Origin of the sequence: Kitasatospora sp. NPDC127035 (genome assembly GCF_042726075.1) — a bacterium.
Lineage (GTDB): Bacteria > Actinomycetota > Actinomycetes > Streptomycetales > Streptomycetaceae > Kitasatospora.
The window spans coordinates 16,346-37,898 of record NZ_JBHXDN010000021.1 but is presented as its reverse complement, the minus strand read 5'-3'; the positions used below and the strand labels follow the sequence as shown (position 1 = coordinate 37,898).

Here is a 21,553-nt window from a genome sequence, read left to right as displayed (position 1 = left end):
GGCCGGACGGCGCACGGCGGCGCCTCCGGCCCGGCCCCGGAGGCCGGCTCAGTTCTCCGGGAAGTGGCAGGCCGCCTCGCGTCCGCCGGTTCCGGCGATCTGCAGCAGCGGACGTTCGGTCCGGCAGATCTCCTGGGCCTTCGGGCAGCGCGGGTGGAAGCTGCACCCGGGCGGCGGGTCGGCCGGGCTCGGCGGGTCGCCGAGCAGCACGATCCGCTCGCGCGCCCGCTCCGCTGCCGGATCCGGCAGCGGGACGGCGGAGAGCAGCGCCTTGGTGTACGGGTGCGCCGGGTTGCCGTAGACCTGCTGCTTGTCGCCGATCTCGACGATCCGGCCGAGGTACATCACCGCGACCCGGTCGCAGACGCGCTTGACCACCGAGAGGTCGTGCGCGATGAAGATGTACGCCAGCCCCAGCTCCTTCTGGAGCCGCTCCATCAGGTTGACCACCTGGGCCTGGATGGAGACGTCCAGCGCGGAGACCGGCTCGTCGGCGACCACCAGGCGGGGCGAGGTGGCCAGCGAGCGGGCGATGCCGATCCGCTGGGCCTGGCCGCCGGAGAACTCGTGCGGGTAGCGGTCCAGGTGCTCGGGGATGAGCCCGACCAGTTCCATCAGCTCGCCGGCCCGCTTGCGCGCGTCGGCCGCGCCGGTGCCCTGCACCAGCAGCGGCTCGGAGATGATCCGGGCCACCGTCTGCCGGGGGTTGAGCGAGGAGTACGGGTCCTGGAACACCATCTGCAGCTCCCGCCGGTGCGGGCGGAGCTGGGCCTGGCTCAGGGCGCCGATCTCGGTGCCGTCGAAGGTCACGGTGCCGGAGGTCGGATCGGCCAGCCGGACGATCATGCGCCCGGTGGTGGACTTGCCGCACCCGGACTCACCGACCAGGCCGAGGGTCTCGCCCGCGCCGACGTCGAAGCTGACCCCGTCCACGGCGCGGATCGGCGCACCGGGCCGGCCGGTACGGGTACGCCGGCCCGGGAAGGTCTTGACGAGATCCCGGACGGACAGCAGGGGCTCGGTCATCCGAGGACTCCTTCCGGCACCAGCGGCAGATGGCAGGCGGCCTGGTGGCCGGTGGCGAGCGGCCCGAACTCCGGGCGCTCGGACAGGCAGCGGGCGTGTTCCTCGGCGGTGGCGGCGGCGGTGCGGGCGCAGCGCGGGGCGAAGGAGCAGCCGGGGGCGGGGGCGATCAGCGACGGCGGGCTGCCGGGGATCGCCCGCAGCGGTGCGTCGTCGGTGTCGTCGAGGCGGGGCAGCGAGTCGAGCAGCCCTCGGGTGTACGGGTGCGCGGGGGTGCCGAACAGCCGGTCCACGGGGGCCTGTTCGGCGGCCCGGCCGCCGTACATGACCATGACCTCGTGGGCGACCCGGGCGACCACGCCGAGGTCGTGGGTGATCATCACGACGCCGAGGCCGCGTTCCTGCTGGATCCGGGCGATCAGGTCGAGGATCTGGGCCTGGACGGTGACGTCGAGGGCCGTGGTGGGCTCGTCGGCGATCAGCAGCTCCGGTTCGCAGGCGAGCGCCATGGCGATCATCACGCGCTGGCGCATGCCACCGGAGAACTGGTGCGGGTACTCGTCGACCCGGCGGGCCGGTTCGGGGATGCCGACCTCGGTGAGCATCTCGATCGCGCGCTGCCGGCCGGCCTTGCGGGAGGCCTTGAAGTGCACCCGGTAGTGCTCGGCGATCTGCTCGCCGACCGTGTAGAAGGGGTGAAGGCTGGAGAGCGGGTCCTGGAAGATCATGGCGATCCGCCGGCCCCGGACGGTGCCGAATTCCTTCTCGCCGAGGCCGTTGAGCTCCTGGCCGTTCAGCCGGATCGAGCCGGTGACGCTGGCGCCGCGGTGCAGGCCCATGACGGCGAGCGAGGTGACGGACTTGCCGCTGCCGGACTCGCCGACCAGGCCGAGGGTCCTCCCCGCCTCGACGGCGAAGCTGATGCCGTCGACGGCCCGGACGATGCCGCGCGGGGTGTTGAACGCGACCCTGAGGTCGTCAACCTCCAGAAGACCGGTCATCAGTACCTCACTCTCGGGTCGACGTACGCGTAGAGCACGTCGACCAGCAGGTTCGCGACCACGATGAAGAAGGCCGCGAGCAGGGTGACGCCGAGGATGATGGGCTGGTCGGAGCGGAGCAGGCCGTCGTAGAAGAGCCGTCCGACGCCGGGCAGGCCGAAGATGGACTCGGTGATGACGGCTCCGGCCAGCAGGCCGCCGAGGTCCATGCCGAAGATGGTGAGGATCGGCGTCATGCCGGAGCGCAGCCCGTGCTTGACGGTGACGGTCCGGGCCGGCAGGCCCTTGGCGCGGGCCGTGCGGATGTACGGCTCGGCCATGGTCTCGATCATCGAGTTGCGGCTCTGCCGGGCGTACATGGCCGCGTTGAGCAGGGCCAGGGCGATCCACGGCAGCAGCAGGTTGGAGGCCCAGTCGAGCGGGCCGTCGGTGAACTGGTGGTACGCCGGGTAGGGCAGCAGGCCGGCGGTCCGGACGACGCCCCAGATCAGCATGATCGACGTGAAGTAGACCGGCAGCGAGGCGGTTCCGACCGAGAGCACCATCAGGGCGCGGTCGGCGAGGCTGCCCTTGCGCAGCGCCGAGGTGACACCGGCGCCGAGGCCGAGGGCCAGCCAGAGCACGGACGCGCCGAGGGCGAGCGAGACGGAGACCGGCAGGCGGTCGACGAGCAGGTCCCAGACCGGCAGCGAGTACTCGTAGGAGTAGCCGAGGCACGGGAATCCGCAGTGGACGGCGCTCGGGCCGCTGCCGTAGTCGCGGCCGGCCACGATGCCGGAGAGGTAGGAGCCGAACTGTTCCCAGATCGGGGCGTCGAGGCCCATCGCGGCCTTGACCTCGGCGAGCCGCTCGGGGCTGCAGGTCTTGCCGCAGGCGGCCGCGGCCGGGTCGTTGGGCAGCAGGTAGAAGATGGTGAAGGTGATGGCGCAGATGGTCAGCAGGATGCCGGCCACGCCGATCAACCGCCGGCCGAAGTAGAGGATCACGACCGGCCTCCCCGGGGGTCGAGGATGTCCCGCAGCGCGTCGCCGAGCAGGGTGAAGGCGAGCACGGCGGTGAAGAGGAAGGCCGTCGGGATCAGGAAGTACGTCGGGTCGATCTCGTAGTGGACGATGGACTCGGCGATCATCTGGCCCCAGGAGGCCGTGGGCGGGCGGACGCCGACGCCGAGGTAGGAGAGCGCGGCCTCGGTGGCGATCATGCCGGGGATCAGCAGCGTGGTGTACGCGATGATCGGGCCGGAGACGTTCGGCAGGATCTCCCGGGTCAGGATGCGCCAGGAGCGGGCGCCGCCGACCTTGGCGGCCTCGACGTACTCGCGGTGCTTGAGCGAGAGGGTCTGGCCGCGGACCACCCGGGCGATGCCGGGCCAGCCGAACATGCCGATCACCACGGTCATCAGCAGGATCCGGTTGACGTCCTTGGCCACCGACATCATCGCGATCATGAAGATCAGCGACGGGAACGACATCGTGAGGTCCATCAACCGGGACAGCACCGTGTCGACGCGGCCGCCGAAGTAGCCGGCCGCGATGCCGGCGAGGGTGCCGGCGACCACGACCAGGGCGGTGGCGGTGAAGGCGATCAGCAGCGAGACCTGGCCGCCGTGCAGGACGCGCGCGAACAGGTCGCGGCCGGTGACCGGTTCGACGCCGAACCAGTGCCGGGCGCCGATGCCACCGAAGTCGCCGATGGGCACGCCGCCCATGTACGGGTCGATGGCCCGCTTGTCGAACTCCTCGGGGGACCAGCCGCCGAGGGCACTCAGTGGACTGGCCAGGGCTGCCAGCAGCAGCAGGACCCCGACCGTGATCAGGCCGAACCGGGCCGCGCCGCGGGCCCAGAGCTGGTCCCAGACCAGCCGCCAGGGCCCGCGCCCGGCCTTCGCGGGGCCCGCCGCCGCGACGGGCGCGGCAGCGGGCTCAGTGGAAGTACTACTCATCGCGAACGGTCCCTCAGCCCTGGCTCTTCGCGGGGTCCTTGAGGCCGATCACGGCCATGTCGATCATGCCTGCGTAGCCGGAGTTGCCGAACGCGCCGGCCACGTTGGTGCCGACCAGCAGGGGGCGGCGCTGCCACATCAGCGGGATGGCCGGGGCCTTCTTCATCAGGTCCTCGTCCAGCTGCGACCAGGCCTTGTTGGCCTCGTTGACGTCCGTCATGGCCGCGATCTGGTCCATCCGGTCCATCGTGGCCTGGTCACGGAACTGGCTGTAGTTGCCCTGGTTGCCCTTCTCCTTGATGGTCCGGCCGTCGAAGAGGAACGGGAAGAAGGTCGCGGCGGACGGGTAGTCCGGGCACCAGCCCTGGATCAGCAGGTCGGGGGCGTTCTTGATGTCGCCGACCGTGTCGGCGAAGGCCGACGGGTCGACGGTGTTGACGGTGACCTGGATGCCGGACTTGGTCAGCGACTGCTGGAGGGCCTCGCCGCGGGTCTTGTCACCGAGCGAGACGGTGAGCGAGAGCTTGAGGTCGGTCTTGCCGGCCGCCTTCAGCAGCTCCTTGGCCTTCTCCGGGTCTCCGGTGGCCGGGATCTTCAGCGGGTCGGCCTTGGTGCCGCCGTTCAGCGACGGCGGCAGGAAGGAGGTGGCGACGTCGGCCATCGCGGGGCCGCCGAACGCGGTGACCTGGCTCTCCCGGTCGACGGCGTACATCATCGCCTCGCGGACCTTCGGGTCGTCGAAGGGCGCCTTGGAGGTGTTCAGGTAGAGGCTGTCGGTACAACCCGTGCGCTCGGCCACCATGCGGGCCTTGACGTCCGCCTTGGGCAGCACCTTCGGCACGGACTCGGGGCGCATCCACGGCATCTCGATGGCGGAGGCGTCGGCGCCGTCGCTGGCGATGATCCGGTCGTCGGCCTGGCCGCCCTTGAGGCCCTGGGTCACCACGATCTTGTCCGGATAGGCCTTGCGGACCGTGTCGCTGGCGGCGTCCCAGTTGGTGTTGCGGACCAGCACCAGCTGCTTGCCGCGGTCGTAGCTCTCGATCTTGTACGGGCCGGAGGAGAACGGGCGGATGTCGTACTGGGTGCCCTTCTCCTGGGCCTGCGGCACCGGGGAGAAGGTCGGCAGGGTCGCGGTGTAGGCGAACTCGGCGACCGAACGCTTGAGGTGGAAGACGATGGTCTTGTCGTCCGGCGTCTCGATGCTCGGCAGGTGCTCGCCGGTCAGCGGGCCCTTGTAGTTCTCGCCGCCGGCGAGGTACTGGACGGCGTAGTCGGGGCCGCCGGTGAGGTCGGGGGAGAACGAGCGCTCGACGTTGTACTTGATGTCGGCGGACTTGATCGGGGTGCCGTCCTCGTACTTGAGGCCGTCCTTCAGGGTGAAGGTCCAGGTCTTGCCGCCGTCGGAGGGGCGGCCGGTGTCCGTGGCGAGGTCCGGGACGATCTCGTTGCCGGCGGCACCCGGCTCGGCCTTGAAGGTGACCAGGGTGCGGTAGATCAGGCGGGTGCCGAAGTCCATGTGCGGCAGCACCCAGTTGCGGGCCGGGTCGAGGTGGGCGAAGTCCTGGTTGGTCAGCACCGTGAGGGTGCCGCCCTTGACCGGCGAGCCGCCGATGATCGTGCCGGACTCGGCGCCCGGACCCTTGGTGGAGCTCGGCGCGGCGTCACCGCCGGTGTCGCTCTTGTCCTTGGCACAGGCCCCGAGGCCGAGGGTCATTGTCGCCGCGATGGCCGCCGCGAGGGCAGCCTGGGTACGCCTGGTCATGTGCAACTCCGCTGTGGGGGGCCAACCGTGACCGGCCCGTCGTCCGCCCCGGGGTGATCCGGGGTCCTGCCGGGAGGGCGACCTCAAGGGGTCTAGCCGCTCCTCGGTGTGACCCGTAACATAGTAATGTGAAATTGCACTGCACAAGAGGTGACGCGACCCGTTACCGAGCTGTGTCCGTGCCGCCCCCGCGCCCCGATCGCCCGACGCCCGACCCGCAAGGGCCTTGATCAGGGAAATCCCGTTCCAGGAAGCCCGCTTAGGAGTACCCCCGGTGACCCTCCGTCAGACCGGCCTCAACACCGGCAGCCACGACCTCCCCGTCTCCCCCGCCCTCGACGCCTTCATGGGCACCTCCTGGGCCCCCACCCCGCTCCCCGCCGCGAACCGGGTCCCCGCCCACGCCGCGCTGCCGGGCCGCCACGCCCGGCTCTCCGCCGCCTTCCCCGGCGAGCGGCTGATCGTTCCGGCCGGCCGGCTCAAGGTCCGCAGCAACGACGTCGACTACCGGTTCCGCCCGCACAGCGCCTACGCCTGGCTCACCGGCCTCGCCGGCGAGGACCAGGTCGGCCACGTCCTCGTCCTCGAACCGACCGGTCCCGACGGCCACGAGCCCGTCCTCTACCTGCGCCCCCGCTCCCCCCGCGGCGGCGACCCGGTCCGCGGCGCCGAGTTCTACCGCGACCGCCGCTACGGCGAGTTCTGGGTCGGCCGCCGCCCCGACCTCGACGAGGCCGCCCGGCTCACCGGCATCCGCGCCGAACACCTCGACGACCTCGACAAGCTCCTCGCCGGCCCCCAGCCCGCCACCCGCGTGCTCGCCGGCATCGACAGCGAACTCGACACCGCCGCCGGCCGCCCCGGCGCCGCCGCCCGGGCCGAGAACGACGCCACCCTGGCCGCCGTCCTCTCCGAGCTGCGCCTGGTCAAGGACGCCTGGGAGGTCGAGCAGCTCCAGCTCTCCGTCGACCACACCGTGCTCGGCTTCCAGGACGTCGTCCGCGCACTGCCCGACGCACTGCGCCACCACCGCGGCGAGCGCTGGATCGAGGGCGTCTTCAACCTGCGCGCTCGCGCCGAGGGCAACGGCATCGGCTACGACACCATCGCCGCCACCGGGGCGCACGCCTGCGTCCTGCACTGGATCCGCAACGACGGCGCCATCGACCCGAACGCGCTGCTGCTCCTCGACGCCGGCGTGGAGACCGACACCCTCTACACCGCCGACATCACCCGCACCCTCCCGCTCAACGGCACCTTCAGCCCGGTCCAGCGCCAGGCCTACGAGCTCGTCCTCGCCGCCCAGAGCGCCGGCATCGCCGCGCTGCGCCCCGGCGCCCGGTTCCGCGACTTCCACCACGCCGCCATGCGGGTCATCGCCGAAGGCCTCGCCGACTGGGGCGTGCTGCGCGTCTCCGCCGAGGAGGCCCTCGCCGAGGACAGCGGCCTCTACCGCCGCTACACCCTCTGCGGCACCGGCCACATGCTCGGCCTCGACGTCCACGACTGCGCGAAGGCCCGGGCCGAGACCTACCTCGACGGCGTCCTGGAGGAGGGCCACGTCCTCACCGTCGAGCCCGGCCTCTACCTCCAGCCCGACGACGAGACCCTCCCCCTGGAGCTGCGCGGTCTCGGCATCCGGATCGAGGACGACCTCGTCATCACCGCCGACGGCGCCCGCCTGATGTCCGGCGCCCTGCCGCGCTCCGTCGCCGGCATCGAGTCCTGGATGGCCGACCTCCTCGCCTGATCCCGGGCGGGCCGACCGGCCCGCCCCGCGGCAGGGGGCCTCAGGCGACCTTGATCGTCCGATCCCCCTGCCGCACCGTGACCTCGACCTCCGCTGCCGCACGCCCCGGTGGCGCGCTCATGTCCGGTGGGATGATCGGCCGCATGAGTGGAGCCGGTACGGAGATGCTGTCGCCCGCGGAGGCGGTGGCGCGGTCGGGGTTCAGCCTCGACACGCTGCGGTACTACGAGAAGATCGGGCTGCTGGACGCCGTACAGCGCGACCGCACCGGGCGGCGGCTGTTCAGCGAGCACGACCTCGCCTGGCTCGGCATGCTGCGGTGCCTGAGGGACACCGGCATGCCCATCGCCGGCATGCTCCGCTTCACCGAACTCGCACGCAGCGGGGACCTCACGGTCGCCGAGCGGCTCGCCGTGCTGGAGGAGCACGACGCCCGGGTCGAGGAGCAGATCGCCCATCTGCGACGGCAGCAGGGCCGCATCCGGGCCAAGATCGGCCACTACCGCGCGGTGCTCACCGACCCGCGGCCCGAGCCCGCTCCCACAGCTCCTTGACGAGCTCCGCCGCCGGCCCGCCGCGCGCCGCCCGGTGGCCCGTCCCGGCCCACAGGTGCATCGCCGCGGTGTCCCCCCGGCGGGTCGCCGCCACGCGCAGCGGCTGCGTCAGGTGGTGCACCTCCGGGTAGGCGGCCGGCGCGTACGGCTCGTACCGGTCGATGAACGCGTTGCGCAGGCCGCGTGCCGGGCGCCCGGTGAACGACCGGGTCACCACCGTTTCCTCGAACTCCGCCAGCGCCGACCGGTGCGCCGCCGACGCCCCGGACTCGTCCGCGCACAGCAGCGCCGTCCCGAGCTGGACGGCCACCGCGCCGGCCCGCAGCGCGCCCGCGACGGCCGGGCCGTCGGCCAGCCCGCCGGCGGCGATCAGCGGCAGTCCGGTCACCGCCCGGACGCCGGCCAGCAGTTCGAGCAGCGGCTGGTCACCCGGGCGGTCCGCCACCCGGTGGGTCGCCCGGTGCCCGCCGGCCTCCGGACCCTGGACGCAGAGCGCGTCCATCCCGACCGCCTCGGCCCGCCGGGCCTCCTCGGGGGTGGTCACCGTGCCGACCTGGAAGCTCCCCGCGGCCCGCAGCGCCCGCGCCTCCTCGGCGGAGGGCAGCCCGAAGGTGTAGGAGACCACCGGGACGGGGGCGGGCCCGGCGAGCAGCGCGGCGATCTTGGCGTCCCAGTCGTCCCGGTCGGGCGCGATCGTCTCCGGCAGCGTCACGCCGTGCCGTTCGGCCTCCGGCCGGAGCCGGTCCCGGTAGGCCGCGACGGCCGCCGGGTCTCCCGGCTCCGCGGGCACGAAGAGGTTGACGCCGAACGGCCGGTCCGTCGTCTCCCGTACCCGGTGGATCTGTTCGAGCATCGCGGCGGCGCTCCGGTACCCGGCGGCCAGGAAGCCGAGCCCGCCGGCGCCGTTCACCGCGGCGACCAGCTCCGGCGTGGACGCCCCGCCCGCCATCGGCGCGGCGATCACGGGCACGGCGAGTCGGTCGAGTGCGTCGAGTCGGACGGCCATCCGGAGGTCCTCCACCGAGGTGTAACAGAGCGGTTCGAACAGCCACCACCCTACGCCCCGGCGGTCTACGCCCCCCGGCGGATCAGTCCCCCGGCCCGCGCCGCCCGTACCGCGGCCGTGCGCGACTCGACCCCCAACTTGGTGTAGACGTGCACCAGGTGCGACTTCACCGTGGCCTGGCTGAGGTGCAGCTCCCGGCTGATCTGCTGGTTGGTCAGCCCGTCCGCGACCAGCCCCAGCACCTCCGTCTCGCGGACGCTCAGCGCCGCCGCCGGCGTCCGCATCCGTTCCAGCAGCCGGTCCGCCACCGTGGCCGCCAGCGCCGACCGCCCGGCCGCCGCGGACCGGACCGCCCGGGCCAGCTCCTCCGGCGGCGCGTCCTTCAGCAGGTAGCCGGTGGCCCCGGCCTCCAGCGCCGGCAGGGTGTCCGCATCGGTGTCGTACGTGGTGACGACCAGGACCCGCGGCGCCCCCGCGCCCCGGGCGGTGATCGCCGCGGTGGCCTGGGCCCCGTTCATCGCCGAGCCGGCCCCGAACTGCAGGTCCATCAGCACCACGTCGACACCCGGGTCCGCCGCCAGTTCGACGGCCCGCTCGGCGGTGGCCGCCTCCGCGACGATCACGAAGCCCGGTTCGCTCTCCAGGACGGCCCGCAGGCCGGCCCGGACCACCGGGTGGTCGTCGGCGATCAGCAGGCCGATCGTGCCGTCGGTCATGCGGACTCCTCCGGGGTGGCAGCGGGCACCGGCAACAGTACGGCGAGCGCCGTGCCCTCGCCCGGCGCCGACTCCACCGCGAAGGTCCCGCCGAGCGACCGGGCCCGGGCCCGCATGGACGGCAGCCCGAACCCGCGGTCGCCGTCGCCCGGGCCGGCCTCGGCCAGGGCCTCCGGGTCGAACCCCGCCCCGTCGTCCACCACGTCCAGCGCGACCTCTCCCGGCGTGAAGCCGAGCGTCATCTCCGCATGGGTCGCCCCGGCGTGCCGCACCGTGTTGCCGAGCGCCGACTGCGCGATCCGCAGCAGCGCCACCTCGTGCGGCACGGGCAGCCGGACCCGTTCCCCGGAGACGTGCAGCCGCACGGGAAGTCCGCTGCGCACCGACGTCGTGGCGCAGAGCCGCTCCAGCGCGTCGGGCAGCGAGCCGCTCTCCAGGTCGGGCGGGGTGAGCGCGCGGACGAAGCGGCGCGCCTCGGCGAGGTTGTCCTGGGCGGCCTGCCGGGCCTGCTCCACGTACTCGGCGACGGCCCCGGTCCGCTCCGGCAGCGCCCGCTGCGCGGCCCGGAGCAGCAACTGGATGCTGGTGAGGCTCTGCGCGAGGGTGTCGTGGATCTCCCGGGCGAGCCGCTCGCGTTCGGCGAGGACGCCGGCCGCGTGGTGGGCGGCGGCGAGGTCGGCGCGGGCGGCGGTGAGCTCGTCGATGAGCCGGCGGCGTTCCTCGCTCTCCCGGTAGAGCGCCTGGTAGCCGAGGACGGTGGCGACGGCGACGGCGGCCCCCAGCAAAGGCCCGATCGCGGCGGCGACGCTGACGGTGTGCTCGTGCGCCGAGTACGCGGTGATGGCGGCGACCGCGGTGAGCAGCACCGCGGCCGGTCCGGCCCGGCGTCCGAGCAGGTGCAGTTCCAGGAAGTACAGCGGAAAGGCCACCCAGACCCCGTCCGGGGTGGCGACGAGGACACCCGCCCAGGTGACGCCGAGCAGGGCCAGCCAGAGCACGGAGGCCCGGCGGGAGCGGCGGACGGCGCCGATCAGCGGTCCGGCCGCGTAGACGGCGGCCATCGCGGTGGCGGCGGAGGTGACGGCCGCGAGGTCACCGCCCCGGCCGACCGCGGCCCGCGCGACGGCCAGCGCCAGCAGGCCCGCCACCGACAGGTGCAGGCAGACCTGGAGCATGCGGGCGACGGGGGTGGTTCGTGGTCGTTCGGTCGCCATCCGTCCAGCGTAGGGTCCTCGGCCGCATCCGGCATCAATCAAAGGGTTGAGCTCCGCCCCGGCCCTTCGATGCGGAGGTTCCCATCCCCGGTGCGATGCCCGGAGGCGCCCTCCCCGACCAGTCTCGTCAGTGTCGGAAAAACGCGTCGGGAAGAAGGGCCGAAGGTGTTCGTCGCCTGGAGGGATCTGAGGTTCGCCAAGGGGCGGTTCGCCCTGATGGGAACCGTCATCGTACTGATCACCGTGCTGGTCGGCCTGTTGTCCGGTCTGACCGCCGGGCTGGGCCGGCAGAACGTCTCGGCGGTCACCGGGCTGCCCGCCGACCACCTGGCCTTCGCCAGACCGGCCGACGGGCAGAAGCTCTCCTTCACCGACTCCCGGCTGACTCCCGAGCAGTGGCAGGAGTGGGCGCGGGTCCCGGGCGTCACCTCCGCGCAGCCGCTCGGCATCACGACCACCAGGGCGGCGGCCGGTCCGCGCAGCGCCGCGCTCTCCGTCTTCGGGGTGCCGGACGGCTCGTCGCTGGCCCCGCAGGGTGCGCTGCTCGGCCCCGGCCGGGCGGTGCTGTCGCAGACCGCCGCACAGGACCTCGGCGGTCTGCGTCCCGGCGACGCGTTCACGCTGGCCGGTCGGCCGCTCCGGGTCGCGGCGGTGGCGGGCGACGCCTCGTTCAGCCACACCCCGGTCGTCTGGGCGAGCCTCCCCGACTGGCAGCAGACCGCGCCGGGCGGCGCGGGTCACGCCACCGTGGTCGCGCTCACCACCGCCTCCGGCGCCGATCTGGCCGCCGCCGACGCCCGCCTCGGCACCGAGACCCGCAGCCGGGCGGACTCGCTCGCCGCGATCGGCTCCTACACCTCGGAGAACGGCTCGCTCCAGCTGATGCGCGGCTTCCTGTTCGCCATCTCGGCCCTGGTGATCGGCGCGTTCTTCACCGTGTGGACGATCCAGCGCAGCGGCGACATCGCCGTCCTGAAGGCGCTCGGCGCCTCCACCCGCTACCTGCTGCGGGACGCCCTCGGCCAGGCGGTGGTGCTGCTCCTCCTGGGCACCGCCGCCGGCACCGCGATCGCGGCCGGCGCCGGCGCGCTGATCGGCTCGGCCGTGCCGTTCGTCCTGGACGCGCCGACCGTGCTCGTCCCGGCCGCCGTGATGATCACGCTCGGCGCGGTCGGCGCGGCCCTGTCCGTCCGCCGGATCACCTCCGTCGACCCGCTGACCGCTCTGGGGAGCGTCCGATGAGCCTGCACCTCGACCGCATCACCCTCACCTACCCCGACGGCGACGGCCGGCTGACCGCCCTGGACGAGGTCTCGCTGACCGTCCCGAAGGGCACGGTCACGGCGGTGGTGGGTCCGTCCGGCTCCGGCAAGTCCAGCCTGCTGGCGGTCGCCGCGACGCTGATCGCCCCGGACTCCGGCCGGGTGGTGGTGGACGGCACCGAGACCGCCGGGCTGGGCCGCGCCGCGCTCACCGCGCTGCGCCGGGACCGGATCGGGATCGTCTTCCAGCAGCCCAACCTGCTGCCCTCGCTCACCGCGGCCGAACAGCTCCAGGTGATGGCCCACCTGGACGGCCGCTCCCCGCGTGCCGCGCTCCCCCGGGCGCTGGACCTGCTGGACGCGGTCGGCCTGCGCGGGCAGGCGACCCGCCGCCCGCACCAGCTGTCCGGCGGTCAGCGCCAGCGCGTCAACATCGCCCGCGCGCTGATGAACGATCCGACCGTGCTGCTGGTGGACGAACCGACCAGCGCCCTGGACCACGAACGCGGGGCCGCCGTCCTCGACCTGCTGACCGCGCTCACCCACCGGCGTGCCACGGCCACCGTCCTGGTCACCCACGACCGGACCCACCTGACGGCGGTCGACCAGGTCGCCGAGGTCCACGACGGACGCCTCACCGTCCCCGCGGCGGTCTGACCCCCCTGACGGGTCCTACGTCTTCGCCACCAGCACGTCGTCCACCGACAGCGTCACCGGGGCCCCGATCGACTCGGGCAGGGTGAACGACTGCCCGGGGCGGTGGACGGCGTGCACGCGGTGGTCGCCGCCCTGACGGGCACCCCGGCGGGCGCGTACGCGGAGGGCTTCTTCTTCAGGTCGTCACTCAGGTTCGACGACGTGACCTCCAGGACGAGGCGGAACACCGCCGGGTCGTACATGCGCTGCCGATGTCGGGAACATCATCGTAGGACCCGGGCCCGTTCCCCGGCCCGTTCCCCGGCCCGATCGCCGGAACGCACCCGTCCGGGTGACTCCGCCCTACCGTGCCCTACCGCGCCCTACCGCGCGCGGAGGCGCAGCGCCGGGCGGGCCTCCTCCGCGGCCTCCTCCTGGCCCTCCGCCCACAGCGAGCGGACGTGGCTGAGGTGACGGGACATGCAGGCCTCGGCGGCGTCGGCGTCACCGGAGATCATCAGGTCGAGCAGCGCCAGGTGCTCCTCCGCCGAGGAGACCAGCTCGCCGCGCTCGGCGAGCCGGTTGAGGCCGTAGAGGCGGGATCGCTTGCGCAGGTCGCCGACGACCTCCACCAGGCGGGCGTTGCCGGCCAGCCCGAGCAGGTCGAGGTGGAACTGGCGGTCGGCCTCCAGGTAGCCGATCAGGTCGTGCTTGCCGGCCGCGACGACGATGGCCTCGGCCTGCGGGCGCAGCGCCTCCAACTGTTCGGCGGTGGCGGAGCGGGTGACCCGGCCGACCGTCGGGACCTCGATCAGGGCGCGGATCTCGGTGAAGTCGTCGAGGTCGCGCTCGGTCAGCTCGGTGACCCGGAAGCCCTTGTTGCGGACGGCCTCGACCAGGCCCTCGCGGGCGAGGTCCAGCATGGCCTCGCGGACGGGGGTGGCGGAGACGCCGAAGTCGGCGGCGAGCGCGGGCGCGGAGTAGACCACGCCGGGGCGCAGTTCACCGGAGATCAGGGCGGCGCGGAGCGCGTGGGCGACCTGGTCGCGCAGCCGCTCCTGGACGGAGATCAGGGTGCGGGGTTTGAGGTCGGCCATGGTGTTCCTCCGGGTGGGTGCAGAACACCAGCGTACAATGTCACGTTACGTTGAGTGTGCAACAGTCCGCGATTCGGAGATCCCGTCAGCGGTCGGATCTTGCGCCGGACCCCATCGTGGCAGGGCCGCCGACCGGTGGCAACGGTCGGCGGCCCCGGACCCGCGTCACTCCCCGGCCGCCCCTCCCCCCGCCTCCGTCGCGCCCTCCCCCCTGAACAGCCCGATCAGGCTGGTCGCACTGGACCCGCCGTGCCCGGCCTCGACGCCGCGCCGGAAGGTGTCCGCCAGCAGCCGGGGCAGCGCGCCGTCCACCCCCGACGCCTCCACGGTGTGCAGGACGTGATCGAGGCTGGCGGCGGCCATGACGAGCCGGTCGACGTCACCCCCGTGGTGCCCGGCGGTGATCCGGGGCGCGTAGAAGGACAGGAATCCGGGCATCGAGGCGGCCGTCGAGGCGGCGTAGGGGAGGAACTCCTCGGCCGAGATGCCGTTGGCCTCCGCGACGGCGGTGGCGTGCAGGTAGCCGGCCAGCGAGGTCCAGAAGAGGTCCATCTGGATCTGGTAGTACAGCTGGGCCAGCCCGGGGTCGTCGCCCCGGTAGTCGGCGCCGGTGAGCACCTCCAGGGCGGGCCGGTGCTCCCGGAAGGGCTCGACCGGCCCGCTGTAGAACGTGTCCGACTCCGGCCGGCCGATGCCGGACGGCGGCACCCGGACGCCACCGGTCAAGTGGGCGGCGCCGCGTTCGGCGAGCCAGCGGGCGGCCTCCCGGGCGCGCTCGGGGGTGTCCGAGCTGAGGTTGACGACGACCTTGCCGCGCAGCTCCGACTCGGCGGCGGTCAACACGTCGAACACCGCGTCGTAGTCGGTGAGGCTCAGGACCACCAGGTCGTTGGCGGCCACCGCCTCGGCCGCCCCCGGCGCGAGGACGGCGCCCCGGGCGACCAGCTCCCCGGCCCGGCCCGCGGTCCGGTTCCACACGGTGACGGCGTATCCGGCGTCCAGGTAGGCGGCGGCCATCGCGCGGCCCATCGGGCCGAGACCGATCAGGGTGACGGACCTCGCCGCCCCCTCGGCGTACTGGGCGTATCGGGCGGGCTGGGCGGCAGACATGGGAATCCCCTCCGAAGGGTTCGCTAGAACGAACGCTCTATCCAGGAGGAAGCTAGCACGGCCCTGGAACGAACGCTCTATCTATTCGACCGGCTAGACTCGCCGTCGTGAAGACGACCACCACCGGCACCCGCGAGCGGATCGTCCGGGCCACCTCCCGGCTGCTCCAGCGCCAGGGGTACGAGGGCACCGGCATCAAACAGATCTCCCGCGAGGCGGAGGCCACCCTCGGCTCCGTCTACCACTTCTTCCCCGGCGGCAAGCAGGAGCTGGCCGCCGAGGCGATCCGCCACGGCGACCAGGAGTTCGCCGGGCTGCTCCGCACCGGACTGGACAGCGCGGCCGACCCTGCCGAGGCGGTCATCGCGTGCACGCGCCTGCTCGCCGACGCGCTGCGCGACTCCGGGTGGCAGGACGGCTGCCCCATCACCACCACCGCCCTGGAGACGGTCGGCCGGGCCCCGGTCATCGAGGAGGCCGTCGTCGAGGCGTTCGCGCACTGGCGCGCGATCGTCGAGGAGAAGCTGCACACCTCCGGGATCGGCCTCGCCGACGCCCGTGAACTCGCCGCCACCGTCATCAACACCCTGGAGGGTGCGGAGCTGGCCGCCCAGGTGGCCCGCAGCGAGGAACCGCTCCACCTCACCGGCCGCCACCTGGCCCGCCTGATCGCCACCTACCGGTAGGACGCCCCCGGCCCCCCGACACCCGGGCACCCCGCCGGCCACGCACCGCACCGCCCGGGCACCGCACCGCCCGGGCACCCCACCGCCGACCGGCCGGACACACGAAAGCGGCCGACGCGACCGGGGATCCCTCCCGGTGCGTCGGCCGCAGCTCCGGCCCACTCCTCCAACGACCAACCAGTGTCCGAGGAAACGGACTTGACGCCCGGCACGCCGAGCGCGCCGGCCGCACCGGGCGCACTCGACGTGCCGGACCTCCGGGCCCCGGGCCGTCGGCCCGGGCACCCCGGCGGAAGATCAGCGCAGACCGCGCCGATGCACCTCCGCCGCCACGGCAAGGTCCTGCCAGGCCATCCCCACGCTCTTGAAGAAGCGCGGGCGGTCCGCCGGCACCGGCGCCTCGCCGCGCACCAGCTCGGCCAGGTTCCACAGCTCGTCGGCGGCCGTGACGCCCGCCATCAGCAGGTCGCCGGCCTCCCGGAGCGCGGCGGACCGTGCCTCCACGTACAGCGCGGACCGGCCGACCAGGAGCTCGTCCACCTCGCGGGCGTCCACCTCGTGCGAGCCGACCGCCGCCACCGCCGCGCGGGCCGGCACCAGCGAGCCGTCGAACAGCGGCGTGCGCGCCGTGGTGCAACAGACCACCACGTCGGCGTCGGCCACGTCGGCCGGTGTGCCGAGGGCCGCGGCCAGGCCGCGCGCCCGGGCGTACCGGGCCAGCGCCTCGGCCGGCCGCTCGCTGCGGGCGACCACCGTCACCCGGGTCAGCGGCAGGACGCCGAGCAGCGCGTCCAGGTGCCCGTACGCCTGCGGGCCGGCCCCGAAGAGGACCAGGTGCGCGGCGTCCGGCGCGGCCAGCCGGCGCAGCGCGGCCGCGGTGACGGCCGGCGTGCGCAGCGCGGTGAGCGCGGCGCCGTCGAGCAGGGCGACGGGCTGCAGGGTGGGACCGTCGAGCAGCAGGTAGCTGCCGGTGATCCGGGGCAGCCCGGCCGCCGGGTTGGCGGGCGCGACTCCCGCGATCTTGACCCCGGTGTACGCGGCGGAGGCGGCCGGCATCAGCAGCAGTTCGCCGGCCGGCACCGGCATCGCCGAGCGGGCGGGCCCGGCCTCCGGGTCCAGCCCGTCGAGGAGCACCTGCTCGATCGCGGCGACGGCCTCGGCCGGGGTCAGCCCGACGGCGCCCTGCCCGACCTCACCGACCTGACCGACCTCACCGACCGGCGCGGCGGGCGGCGGCGGGGCGTCCGCGCCGACCGGCCCGAGGCCGCCCCGGAGCTCGCCCGTCACAGCAGGAACCCCACGCCGAGCTCGTCCCGGGGGTCGAGCAGGAACCGGTGCTCCCCCGTGCGGTAGGCGTGGCCCGTCACCTCGGTGACCACCCCGTCGCCCCACGGGTCGCCGCCGGCCAGGACCCGGCCGCCGAAGACCGTTCCGACGATCGACTCGTGCCGCAGCTCCTGCCCGGGCAGGAGCCTGCCTTCGGCGGCGAGCACGGCGAGCCGGGCCGAGGTGCCGGAGCCGCACGGCGAGCGGTCGATCTGCCCGTCCGCGAAGACGGTGACGTTCCGCTGGTTCAACCCGCCGTCGGCGGAGGGGAGTTCGTCGTACAGGATGACGCCGTAGACGCCCGACAGCCGGCGGTCCACCGGGTGCTGGACCGCGGGTTCGTCGGCCAGCGCGGCCTGGATCTCCCGCCCGGCCGCGGTGAGCTCGGGCAGCCGGTCGAGGCTGACCGAGAGCCCCAGGGCGGCGGCCGGCACCGAGGCGTAGCAGGCCCCGGCGTGCGCGACGGCCACCTCGACGGTCCCGCGCGAGGTCGCGACCGGGACCTTGAGGTCGCCGACCCAGGCCGGGACGTTGCGGAAGGTCACCCCGGTGGTGCGCCCGCCGCTCCGGTGGACCAGCGCGGTGACGCGGCCGGACGGGACGTCGATCCGCACCCGGGCGACGCCGAACTCCGGCGCCGGGACGAGCCCGGAGTCCACCGCCCAGGCGCCGAGCGCGATGGTGCCGTGACCGCAGGCGGTCGAGTAGCCGTCCTTGTGCCAGAAGAGCACGCCGAGGTCGGCCTCGTCGTCGTCCGGCGGCACCAGGAACCCGCCGTACATCCCGGCGTGCCCGCGCGGTTCGCGGGTGAGCAACCGGCGCACCTCGTCCAGCGGGCCGGGCCGGGGCGAGGTGGCGGTGCCGCCCGCGCCGATCGCGATCGCCCGCCGCTCGGCGACGGTGTCCCCGGGGACGACCGGGGCGCCACCGACCACGATCCGGAACGGCTCGCCGGCCGTGTGGTAGTCGACCGTGTCGACGTGATCGACCCGCATCAGGCACCGCCCGCCGGCAGCAGGGTGACCGTGCGGCCCTGGGTGTAGAAGTCGAGTGCGGCCTCGCCCTGCTCCCGCGCACCGTGGCTGGCGCCCTTGGCGCCGCCGAACGGCAGGTGGAAGTCGACGCCGCTGGACGGCGCGTTGACCCGGATCATGCCCGCGTCCAGCCGGTCGGCGACGGCGAGCGCGACGTCCAGGCTGCGGGTGTGCACCGAGGCGGCCAGCGTGTACGGGGTGTCGTTGGCGAGCGCGACCGCCTCGTCCAGGTCGGCCGCGGCGTGCAGCACGGCGATCGGGCCGAAGAACTCCTCGCGCCGCAGCGGGTGCCCGTCCGGCACCCCGGCGACCAGGGTCGGGTCCAGGTACCAGCCGGCCCGGTCCGGGACGCCGCCGCCGGCCAGCACCTCGGCGCCGGCCTCCCGGGCGGAGGCGAGGGCCTCGGTGATCTGGTCGCGCGAGGCGGCGTTGATGACCGGCCCGCAGGCCGTCTCGTCGACCTGCGCCAGCGCCTTGACCAGCGCGGCGCGCAGCGGCTCGTAGGCTTCGCCGACGGCGATCACCCGGCTGGTGGCGGTGCACTTCTGCCCGGCGTACCCGGCGATCGCCGCGGCCAGGTGGGCGGCGGCCTGCTCGAAGTCGGCGTCCGGCAGGACCAGCGCGGCGTTCAGCCCGCCGAGCTCGGCCTGGACCGGGGTGCCCCGCTCGGTGGCGGTCCGGACGACCTGCTTGCCGACCCCGGTGGAGCCGGTGAACGAGACCACGTCCGCGGCGCCGACCAGCGTCCCGCCCTCGGCCCCGCCGCCGGGCAGCACGGTGAAGACGTCGTCCGGCAGCCCGGCCTCGGCGACCAGCTCGGCGAGGCGCTTCGCGCAGCCGATCGCCTCCGAGGACGGCTTGAGCACCACGGTGTTGCCGACGGCCAGCGCCGGTGCGGCCTTCCAGGTGGGGATCGCCAGCGGGAAGTTCCACGGCGTGATCAGCCCGGCCACGCCGTACGGGCGGCGGCGGGTGAGCAGCAGCCCGGGCCCGGCGGCGGTCTCGTGCACGGCGCCGGACGCCGCGTACGGCGCCTGCGCGTAGTACCGCCAGATCGCGGCGGTGCGGGCCACCTCGCCACGTGCCTCGGCCGCCGGCTTGCCGACCTCGCGCACGATCAGCGCGGCCAGCTCCTCGGCGTGCGCCTCGACCACCTCGGCGATCCGGGTGAGCGCGGCCGAGCGACCGCCGGCGCCGGCCGCGACCCAACCGGGCTGCGCGGCACGGGCGCGGGCGACGGTGGCCTCGACGGCCTCGGCACCGGGGGCGGGCGCCTCGGCGACGAGGTCCGCGGGGTCGGCGGGGTTGTACGAACGGATCGTCACGGCAACAAGCCCTTCAGGGGGGTCGGCGGATGAGGCGGCGGGCTTCAGAGCAGGAAGCCGGCCGGGAACGGGTCGCTGGGGTCGAGGAAGTACTGGGCGGTGCCGGTGATCCAGGCCCGCCCGGTGACGGTGGGGACGACCGCGGGCCGTCCGGCCACCTCGGTCTCCTCGACCAGGCGCCCGGTGAAGGTCGTCCCGATGAAGGAGTCGTTGCGGAAGTCCCGGCCGAGCGGCAGCTCTCCGCGCGCGTGCAGCTGCGCCATCCGGGCCGAGGTGCCGGTGCCGCAGGGCGAGCGGTCGAACCAGCCGGGGTGGATGGCCATGGCGTGCCGGGAGTGCTCGGCGGTGGAGCCGGGGGCGAGCAGCTGGACGTGGTGGCAGCTGTGGATGGACGGGTCCTCCGGGTGCACCGGCCGGTCCGGGCTCCCGTTGATCGCCTCCATCAGCGCCAGGCCGGCGTCCAGGATGTCCTGCTTGCGCTCGCGTTCGAAGGGGATCCCGAACTCGGCGAGCGGCAGGATGGCGTAGAAGTTGCCCCCGTACGCGAGGTCGTAGCCGACGGTGCCGTACCCGGGCACCTCGATCGTGCGGTCCAGCGCCACGGAGTAGGACGCCACGTTGCGGATGGTGACCGAGGTGGCCGCGCCGTCCTCGACCGCGACGTCGGCGATCACCAGGCCGGCCGGGGTGTCCAGCCGGACGGTCGTGACCGGCTCGACCACCGGCACCATCCCGGTCTCGACCAGCACGGTGGCGACGCCGATGGTGCCGTGCCCGCACATCGGCAGCAGGCCGGAGACCTCGATGTAGAGCACCCCGAAGTCGGCGTCGGGCCGGGTCGGCGGCTGGAGGACGGCGCCGCTCATCGCGGCGTGGCCGCGCGGCTCGTACATCAGCAGGGTGCGGAAGTGGTCGAGGTGCTGCTGGAAGTGGACCCGGCGTTCGGCCATGGTGGCACCGGGGATGACGCCGAACCCGCCGGTGACGACCCGGGTGGGCATGCCCTCGGTGTGCGAGTCGACGGCGTGGAAGACGTGGCGGGTGCGCATCTGGCGGAGCTCCGTGGGGGTGGGGGTGAATGGTGGGGCCGGAGGCCGGCTGCCCCCGCAGCCGGCCGTCCCGGACACCGGACGTTCGGAGCGGCGGTTACGCGTGGCCCTCGGCCAGGGCCTTCTCGGTGGCCGCACGGACGGCCGCCTCGACCTCCGGGGTCAGCGGCCCGCGGGGGGCGCGGACCGGACCGCCGGGGCGGCCGGCGATGTCCATGGAGAGCTTGATGGCCTGGACGAACTCGGTCTTGGAGTCCCAGCGCAGCAGCGAGTGGAGCGAGGTGTAGAGCGGCAGCGCGGTGTCCAGGTCGCGTGCGACGGCGGCCCGGTAGAGCGCGACGCTCGCCGCGGGCAGCGCGTTCGGGTAGCCGGCGATCCAGCCGACCGCACCCGCGAGGGCCAGCTCCAGCAGCACGTCGTCGGCGCCGATCAGGAGGTCGAGGCCCGGGGCCAGCTCGGCGATCTCGTAGGCCCGGCGGACGTCGCCGCTGAACTCCTTGACCGCGACGATCGAGCCCTCGCCGTGCAGCTGCGCGAGCAGCGCGGGGACGAGGTCGACCTTGGTGTCGATCGGGTTGTTGTAGGCCACGATCGGGACGCCGGCCTTGGCCACCTCGGCGTAGTGCGCCCGGACGGCGTCGTGGTCGGCCCGGTAGGCGTTGGGCGGCAGCAGGAGGACGGAGCCGGCGCCGGCCTCGGCGGCCTGCTCGGCCCAGCGGCGGGACTCGGCGCTGCCGTAGGCGGCCACACCGGGCATGACGCGGGAGCCGTCACCGGCGGCCTCGACGGCGACCTCGACGACCCGGGCGCGCTCCTCGGCGGTCAGGGTCTGGTACTCGCCGAGCGAGCCGTTGGGGACGACGCCGTCGCAGCCCGACTCGATCAGCCAGCGGACGTGGTCGGCGTAGGCGTCGTAGTCGACGGAGAGGTCCTCGCGCAGCGGGATCGTGGTGGCGACCATGATGCCGCGCCAGGGCCGGGTGGTGTCGTGCGGGGTGTGGGACACAGCTTCTCCTTGGTGAGGTGTGACATTTTATTAGAGATCGCGCGGTGGAGA

20 protein-coding genes are annotated in these 21,553 nt (G+C 74.0%); 5 read left to right on the top strand and 15 right to left on the bottom strand.

From position 1 onward, the window contains the following. Nucleotides 1–48: 48 nt before the first annotated feature. From ACFWIC_RS17065 to ACFWIC_RS17045, 5 genes are read right to left on the bottom strand one after another with little or no spacing between them, the layout of a single operon-like run. Nucleotides 49–1,026 (bottom strand): oligopeptide/dipeptide ABC transporter ATP-binding protein, encoded by a 978-nt coding sequence (locus tag ACFWIC_RS17065; RefSeq protein WP_329875017.1) that lies wholly within the window; start codon nucleotides 1,024–1,026, stop codon nucleotides 49–51. Continuing rightward, nucleotides 1,023–2,024, bottom strand: a complete 1,002-nt coding sequence (locus ACFWIC_RS17060) for an ABC transporter ATP-binding protein (RefSeq protein WP_329949769.1) — start codon at nucleotides 2,022–2,024, stop codon at nucleotides 1,023–1,025. Before ACFWIC_RS17060 ends, ACFWIC_RS17065 begins: the two co-directional genes overlap by 4 nt. Then, a complete protein-coding gene (locus ACFWIC_RS17055; RefSeq protein ID WP_329875013.1) occupies nucleotides 2,024–3,010 on the bottom strand; it encodes an ABC transporter permease in 987 nt (328 codons plus the stop codon). Before ACFWIC_RS17055 ends, ACFWIC_RS17060 begins: the two co-directional genes overlap by 1 nt. Beyond that, nucleotides 3,007–3,966, bottom strand: coding sequence for an ABC transporter permease (locus ACFWIC_RS17050; protein ID WP_329875011.1), 960 nt, complete (start codon nucleotides 3,964–3,966; stop codon nucleotides 3,007–3,009). Before ACFWIC_RS17050 ends, ACFWIC_RS17055 begins: the two co-directional genes overlap by 4 nt. A gap of 13 nt (nucleotides 3,967–3,979) precedes the next feature. After that, a complete protein-coding gene (locus ACFWIC_RS17045; protein ID WP_329949767.1) occupies nucleotides 3,980–5,731 on the bottom strand; it encodes an ABC transporter substrate-binding protein in 1,752 nt (583 codons plus the stop codon). Between the two features lie 274 nt (nucleotides 5,732–6,005). Between ACFWIC_RS17045 and ACFWIC_RS17040 the strand changes: the two genes are divergently transcribed. Both ACFWIC_RS17040 and ACFWIC_RS17035 read left to right on the top strand, forming a co-directional pair. Beyond that, complete coding sequence (locus ACFWIC_RS17040) at nucleotides 6,006–7,481, top strand: aminopeptidase P family protein (RefSeq protein WP_329949766.1); 1,476 nt, start codon at nucleotides 6,006–6,008, stop codon at nucleotides 7,479–7,481. A gap of 143 nt (nucleotides 7,482–7,624) precedes the next feature. Then, entirely contained in the window at nucleotides 7,625–8,035 is a 411-nt protein-coding gene (locus tag ACFWIC_RS17035; protein ID WP_329949765.1) for a MerR family transcriptional regulator, read from the top strand. Here the strand turns inward: ACFWIC_RS17035 and ACFWIC_RS17030 are convergent. From ACFWIC_RS17030 to ACFWIC_RS17020, 3 genes are all read right to left on the bottom strand, one after another. Beyond that, nucleotides 7,995–9,041, bottom strand: a complete 1,047-nt coding sequence (locus ACFWIC_RS17030) for a nitronate monooxygenase (protein WP_380519190.1) — start codon at nucleotides 9,039–9,041, stop codon at nucleotides 7,995–7,997. The genes ACFWIC_RS17035 and ACFWIC_RS17030 overlap by 41 nt on opposite strands. A gap of 65 nt (nucleotides 9,042–9,106) precedes the next feature. Next, entirely contained in the window at nucleotides 9,107–9,757 is a 651-nt protein-coding gene (locus tag ACFWIC_RS17025; RefSeq protein ID WP_329949763.1) for a response regulator transcription factor, read from the bottom strand. Continuing rightward, on the bottom strand, nucleotides 9,754–10,971 hold the full coding sequence (locus ACFWIC_RS17020; RefSeq protein WP_329874999.1) for a sensor histidine kinase: 1,218 nt from the start codon (nucleotides 10,969–10,971) through the stop codon (nucleotides 9,754–9,756). The genes ACFWIC_RS17025 and ACFWIC_RS17020 overlap by 4 nt, the downstream gene beginning before the upstream one ends. A gap of 165 nt (nucleotides 10,972–11,136) precedes the next feature. Here ACFWIC_RS17020 and ACFWIC_RS17015 point away from each other — a divergent pair, with 165 nt between their 5' ends. Both ACFWIC_RS17015 and ACFWIC_RS17010 read left to right on the top strand, forming a co-directional pair. Further along, entirely contained in the window at nucleotides 11,137–12,213 is a 1,077-nt protein-coding gene (locus ACFWIC_RS17015) for an ABC transporter permease (RefSeq protein ID WP_380519188.1), read from the top strand. Next, nucleotides 12,210–12,890: an ABC transporter ATP-binding protein gene (locus ACFWIC_RS17010; RefSeq protein ID WP_380358777.1), complete on the top strand. Its 681-nt coding sequence runs from the start codon at nucleotides 12,210–12,212 to the stop codon at nucleotides 12,888–12,890. Before ACFWIC_RS17015 ends, ACFWIC_RS17010 begins: the two co-directional genes overlap by 4 nt. A 362-nt stretch (nucleotides 12,891–13,252) precedes the next feature. Here ACFWIC_RS17010 and ACFWIC_RS17005 read toward each other — a convergent pair whose 3' ends face one another. Beyond that, the gene (locus ACFWIC_RS17005) at nucleotides 13,253–13,966 is read right to left on the bottom strand and encodes a GntR family transcriptional regulator (RefSeq protein ID WP_329874995.1); all 714 of its coding nucleotides are present in this window, start codon (nucleotides 13,964–13,966) and stop codon (nucleotides 13,253–13,255) included. A gap of 165 nt (nucleotides 13,967–14,131) precedes the next feature. Further along, nucleotides 14,132–15,076, bottom strand: coding sequence for an NAD(P)-dependent oxidoreductase (locus ACFWIC_RS17000; protein ID WP_380519186.1), 945 nt, complete (start codon nucleotides 15,074–15,076; stop codon nucleotides 14,132–14,134). A gap of 107 nt (nucleotides 15,077–15,183) precedes the next feature. Between ACFWIC_RS17000 and ACFWIC_RS16995 the strand changes: the two genes are divergently transcribed. After that, a complete protein-coding gene (locus ACFWIC_RS16995; protein WP_380519185.1) occupies nucleotides 15,184–15,762 on the top strand; it encodes a TetR/AcrR family transcriptional regulator in 579 nt (192 codons plus the stop codon). A 297-nt stretch (nucleotides 15,763–16,059) separates the two neighbouring features. Here the strand turns inward: ACFWIC_RS16995 and ACFWIC_RS16990 are convergent, their stop codons facing one another. The 5 genes from ACFWIC_RS16990 to ACFWIC_RS16970 all read right to left on the bottom strand — a co-directional run bounded on the left by ACFWIC_RS16990 (nucleotide 16,060) and on the right by ACFWIC_RS16970 (nucleotide 21,457). Further along, nucleotides 16,060–17,049: an ornithine cyclodeaminase family protein gene (locus ACFWIC_RS16990; protein ID WP_380519183.1), complete on the bottom strand. Its 990-nt coding sequence runs from the start codon at nucleotides 17,047–17,049 to the stop codon at nucleotides 16,060–16,062. Continuing rightward, on the bottom strand, nucleotides 17,046–18,083 hold the full coding sequence (locus tag ACFWIC_RS16985; protein WP_329949758.1) for a proline racemase family protein: 1,038 nt from the start codon (nucleotides 18,081–18,083) through the stop codon (nucleotides 17,046–17,048). Before ACFWIC_RS16985 ends, ACFWIC_RS16990 begins: the two co-directional genes overlap by 4 nt. Then, on the bottom strand, nucleotides 18,083–19,447 hold the full coding sequence (locus tag ACFWIC_RS16980; protein WP_329949757.1) for an aldehyde dehydrogenase family protein: 1,365 nt from the start codon (nucleotides 19,445–19,447) through the stop codon (nucleotides 18,083–18,085). Before ACFWIC_RS16980 ends, ACFWIC_RS16985 begins: the two co-directional genes overlap by 1 nt. Nucleotides 19,448–19,491: 44 nt before the next feature. After that, nucleotides 19,492–20,496: a proline racemase family protein gene (locus tag ACFWIC_RS16975; RefSeq protein ID WP_329874987.1), complete on the bottom strand. Its 1,005-nt coding sequence runs from the start codon at nucleotides 20,494–20,496 to the stop codon at nucleotides 19,492–19,494. A 97-nt stretch (nucleotides 20,497–20,593) separates the two neighbouring features. Continuing rightward, nucleotides 20,594–21,457, bottom strand: a complete 864-nt coding sequence (locus ACFWIC_RS16970; RefSeq protein WP_380358807.1) for a dihydrodipicolinate synthase family protein — start codon at nucleotides 21,455–21,457, stop codon at nucleotides 20,594–20,596. Nucleotides 21,458–21,553: the final 96 nt, after the last annotated feature.

Excerpts from the sequence above, each read along its gene's own strand:
- ACFWIC_RS17010 (WP_380358777.1), top strand. The coding sequence starts at position 12,210 with ATGAGCCTGCACCTCGACCGCATCACCCTCACCTACCCCGACGGCGAC.
- ACFWIC_RS17060 (WP_329949769.1), bottom strand. The coding sequence starts at position 2,024 with ATGACCGGTCTTCTGGAGGTTGACGACCTCAGGGTCGCGTTCAACACC.
- ACFWIC_RS17065 (WP_329875017.1), bottom strand. The coding sequence starts at position 1,026 with ATGACCGAGCCCCTGCTGTCCGTCCGGGATCTCGTCAAGACCTTCCCG.
- ACFWIC_RS17000 (WP_380519186.1), bottom strand. The coding sequence starts at position 15,076 with ATGTCTGCCGCCCAGCCCGCCCGATACGCCCAGTACGCCGAGGGGGCG.
- ACFWIC_RS17025 (WP_329949763.1), bottom strand. The coding sequence starts at position 9,757 with ATGACCGACGGCACGATCGGCCTGCTGATCGCCGACGACCACCCGGTG.
- ACFWIC_RS16970 (WP_380358807.1), bottom strand. The coding sequence starts at position 21,457 with ATGGTCGCCACCACGATCCCGCTGCGCGAGGACCTCTCCGTCGACTAC.
- ACFWIC_RS16975 (WP_329874987.1), bottom strand. The coding sequence starts at position 20,496 with ATGCGCACCCGCCACGTCTTCCACGCCGTCGACTCGCACACCGAGGGC.
- ACFWIC_RS17050 (WP_329875011.1), bottom strand. The coding sequence starts at position 3,966 with ATGAGTAGTACTTCCACTGAGCCCGCTGCCGCGCCCGTCGCGGCGGCG.
- ACFWIC_RS16985 (WP_329949758.1), bottom strand. The coding sequence starts at position 18,083 with ATGCGGGTCGATCACGTCGACACGGTCGACTACCACACGGCCGGCGAG.
- ACFWIC_RS17035 (WP_329949765.1), top strand. The coding sequence starts at position 7,625 with ATGAGTGGAGCCGGTACGGAGATGCTGTCGCCCGCGGAGGCGGTGGCG.
- ACFWIC_RS17045 (WP_329949767.1), bottom strand. The coding sequence starts at position 5,731 with ATGACCAGGCGTACCCAGGCTGCCCTCGCGGCGGCCATCGCGGCGACA.
- ACFWIC_RS17020 (WP_329874999.1), bottom strand. The coding sequence starts at position 10,971 with ATGGCGACCGAACGACCACGAACCACCCCCGTCGCCCGCATGCTCCAG.
- ACFWIC_RS17005 (WP_329874995.1), bottom strand. The coding sequence starts at position 13,966 with ATGGCCGACCTCAAACCCCGCACCCTGATCTCCGTCCAGGAGCGGCTG.
- ACFWIC_RS17030 (WP_380519190.1), bottom strand. The coding sequence starts at position 9,041 with ATGGCCGTCCGACTCGACGCACTCGACCGACTCGCCGTGCCCGTGATC.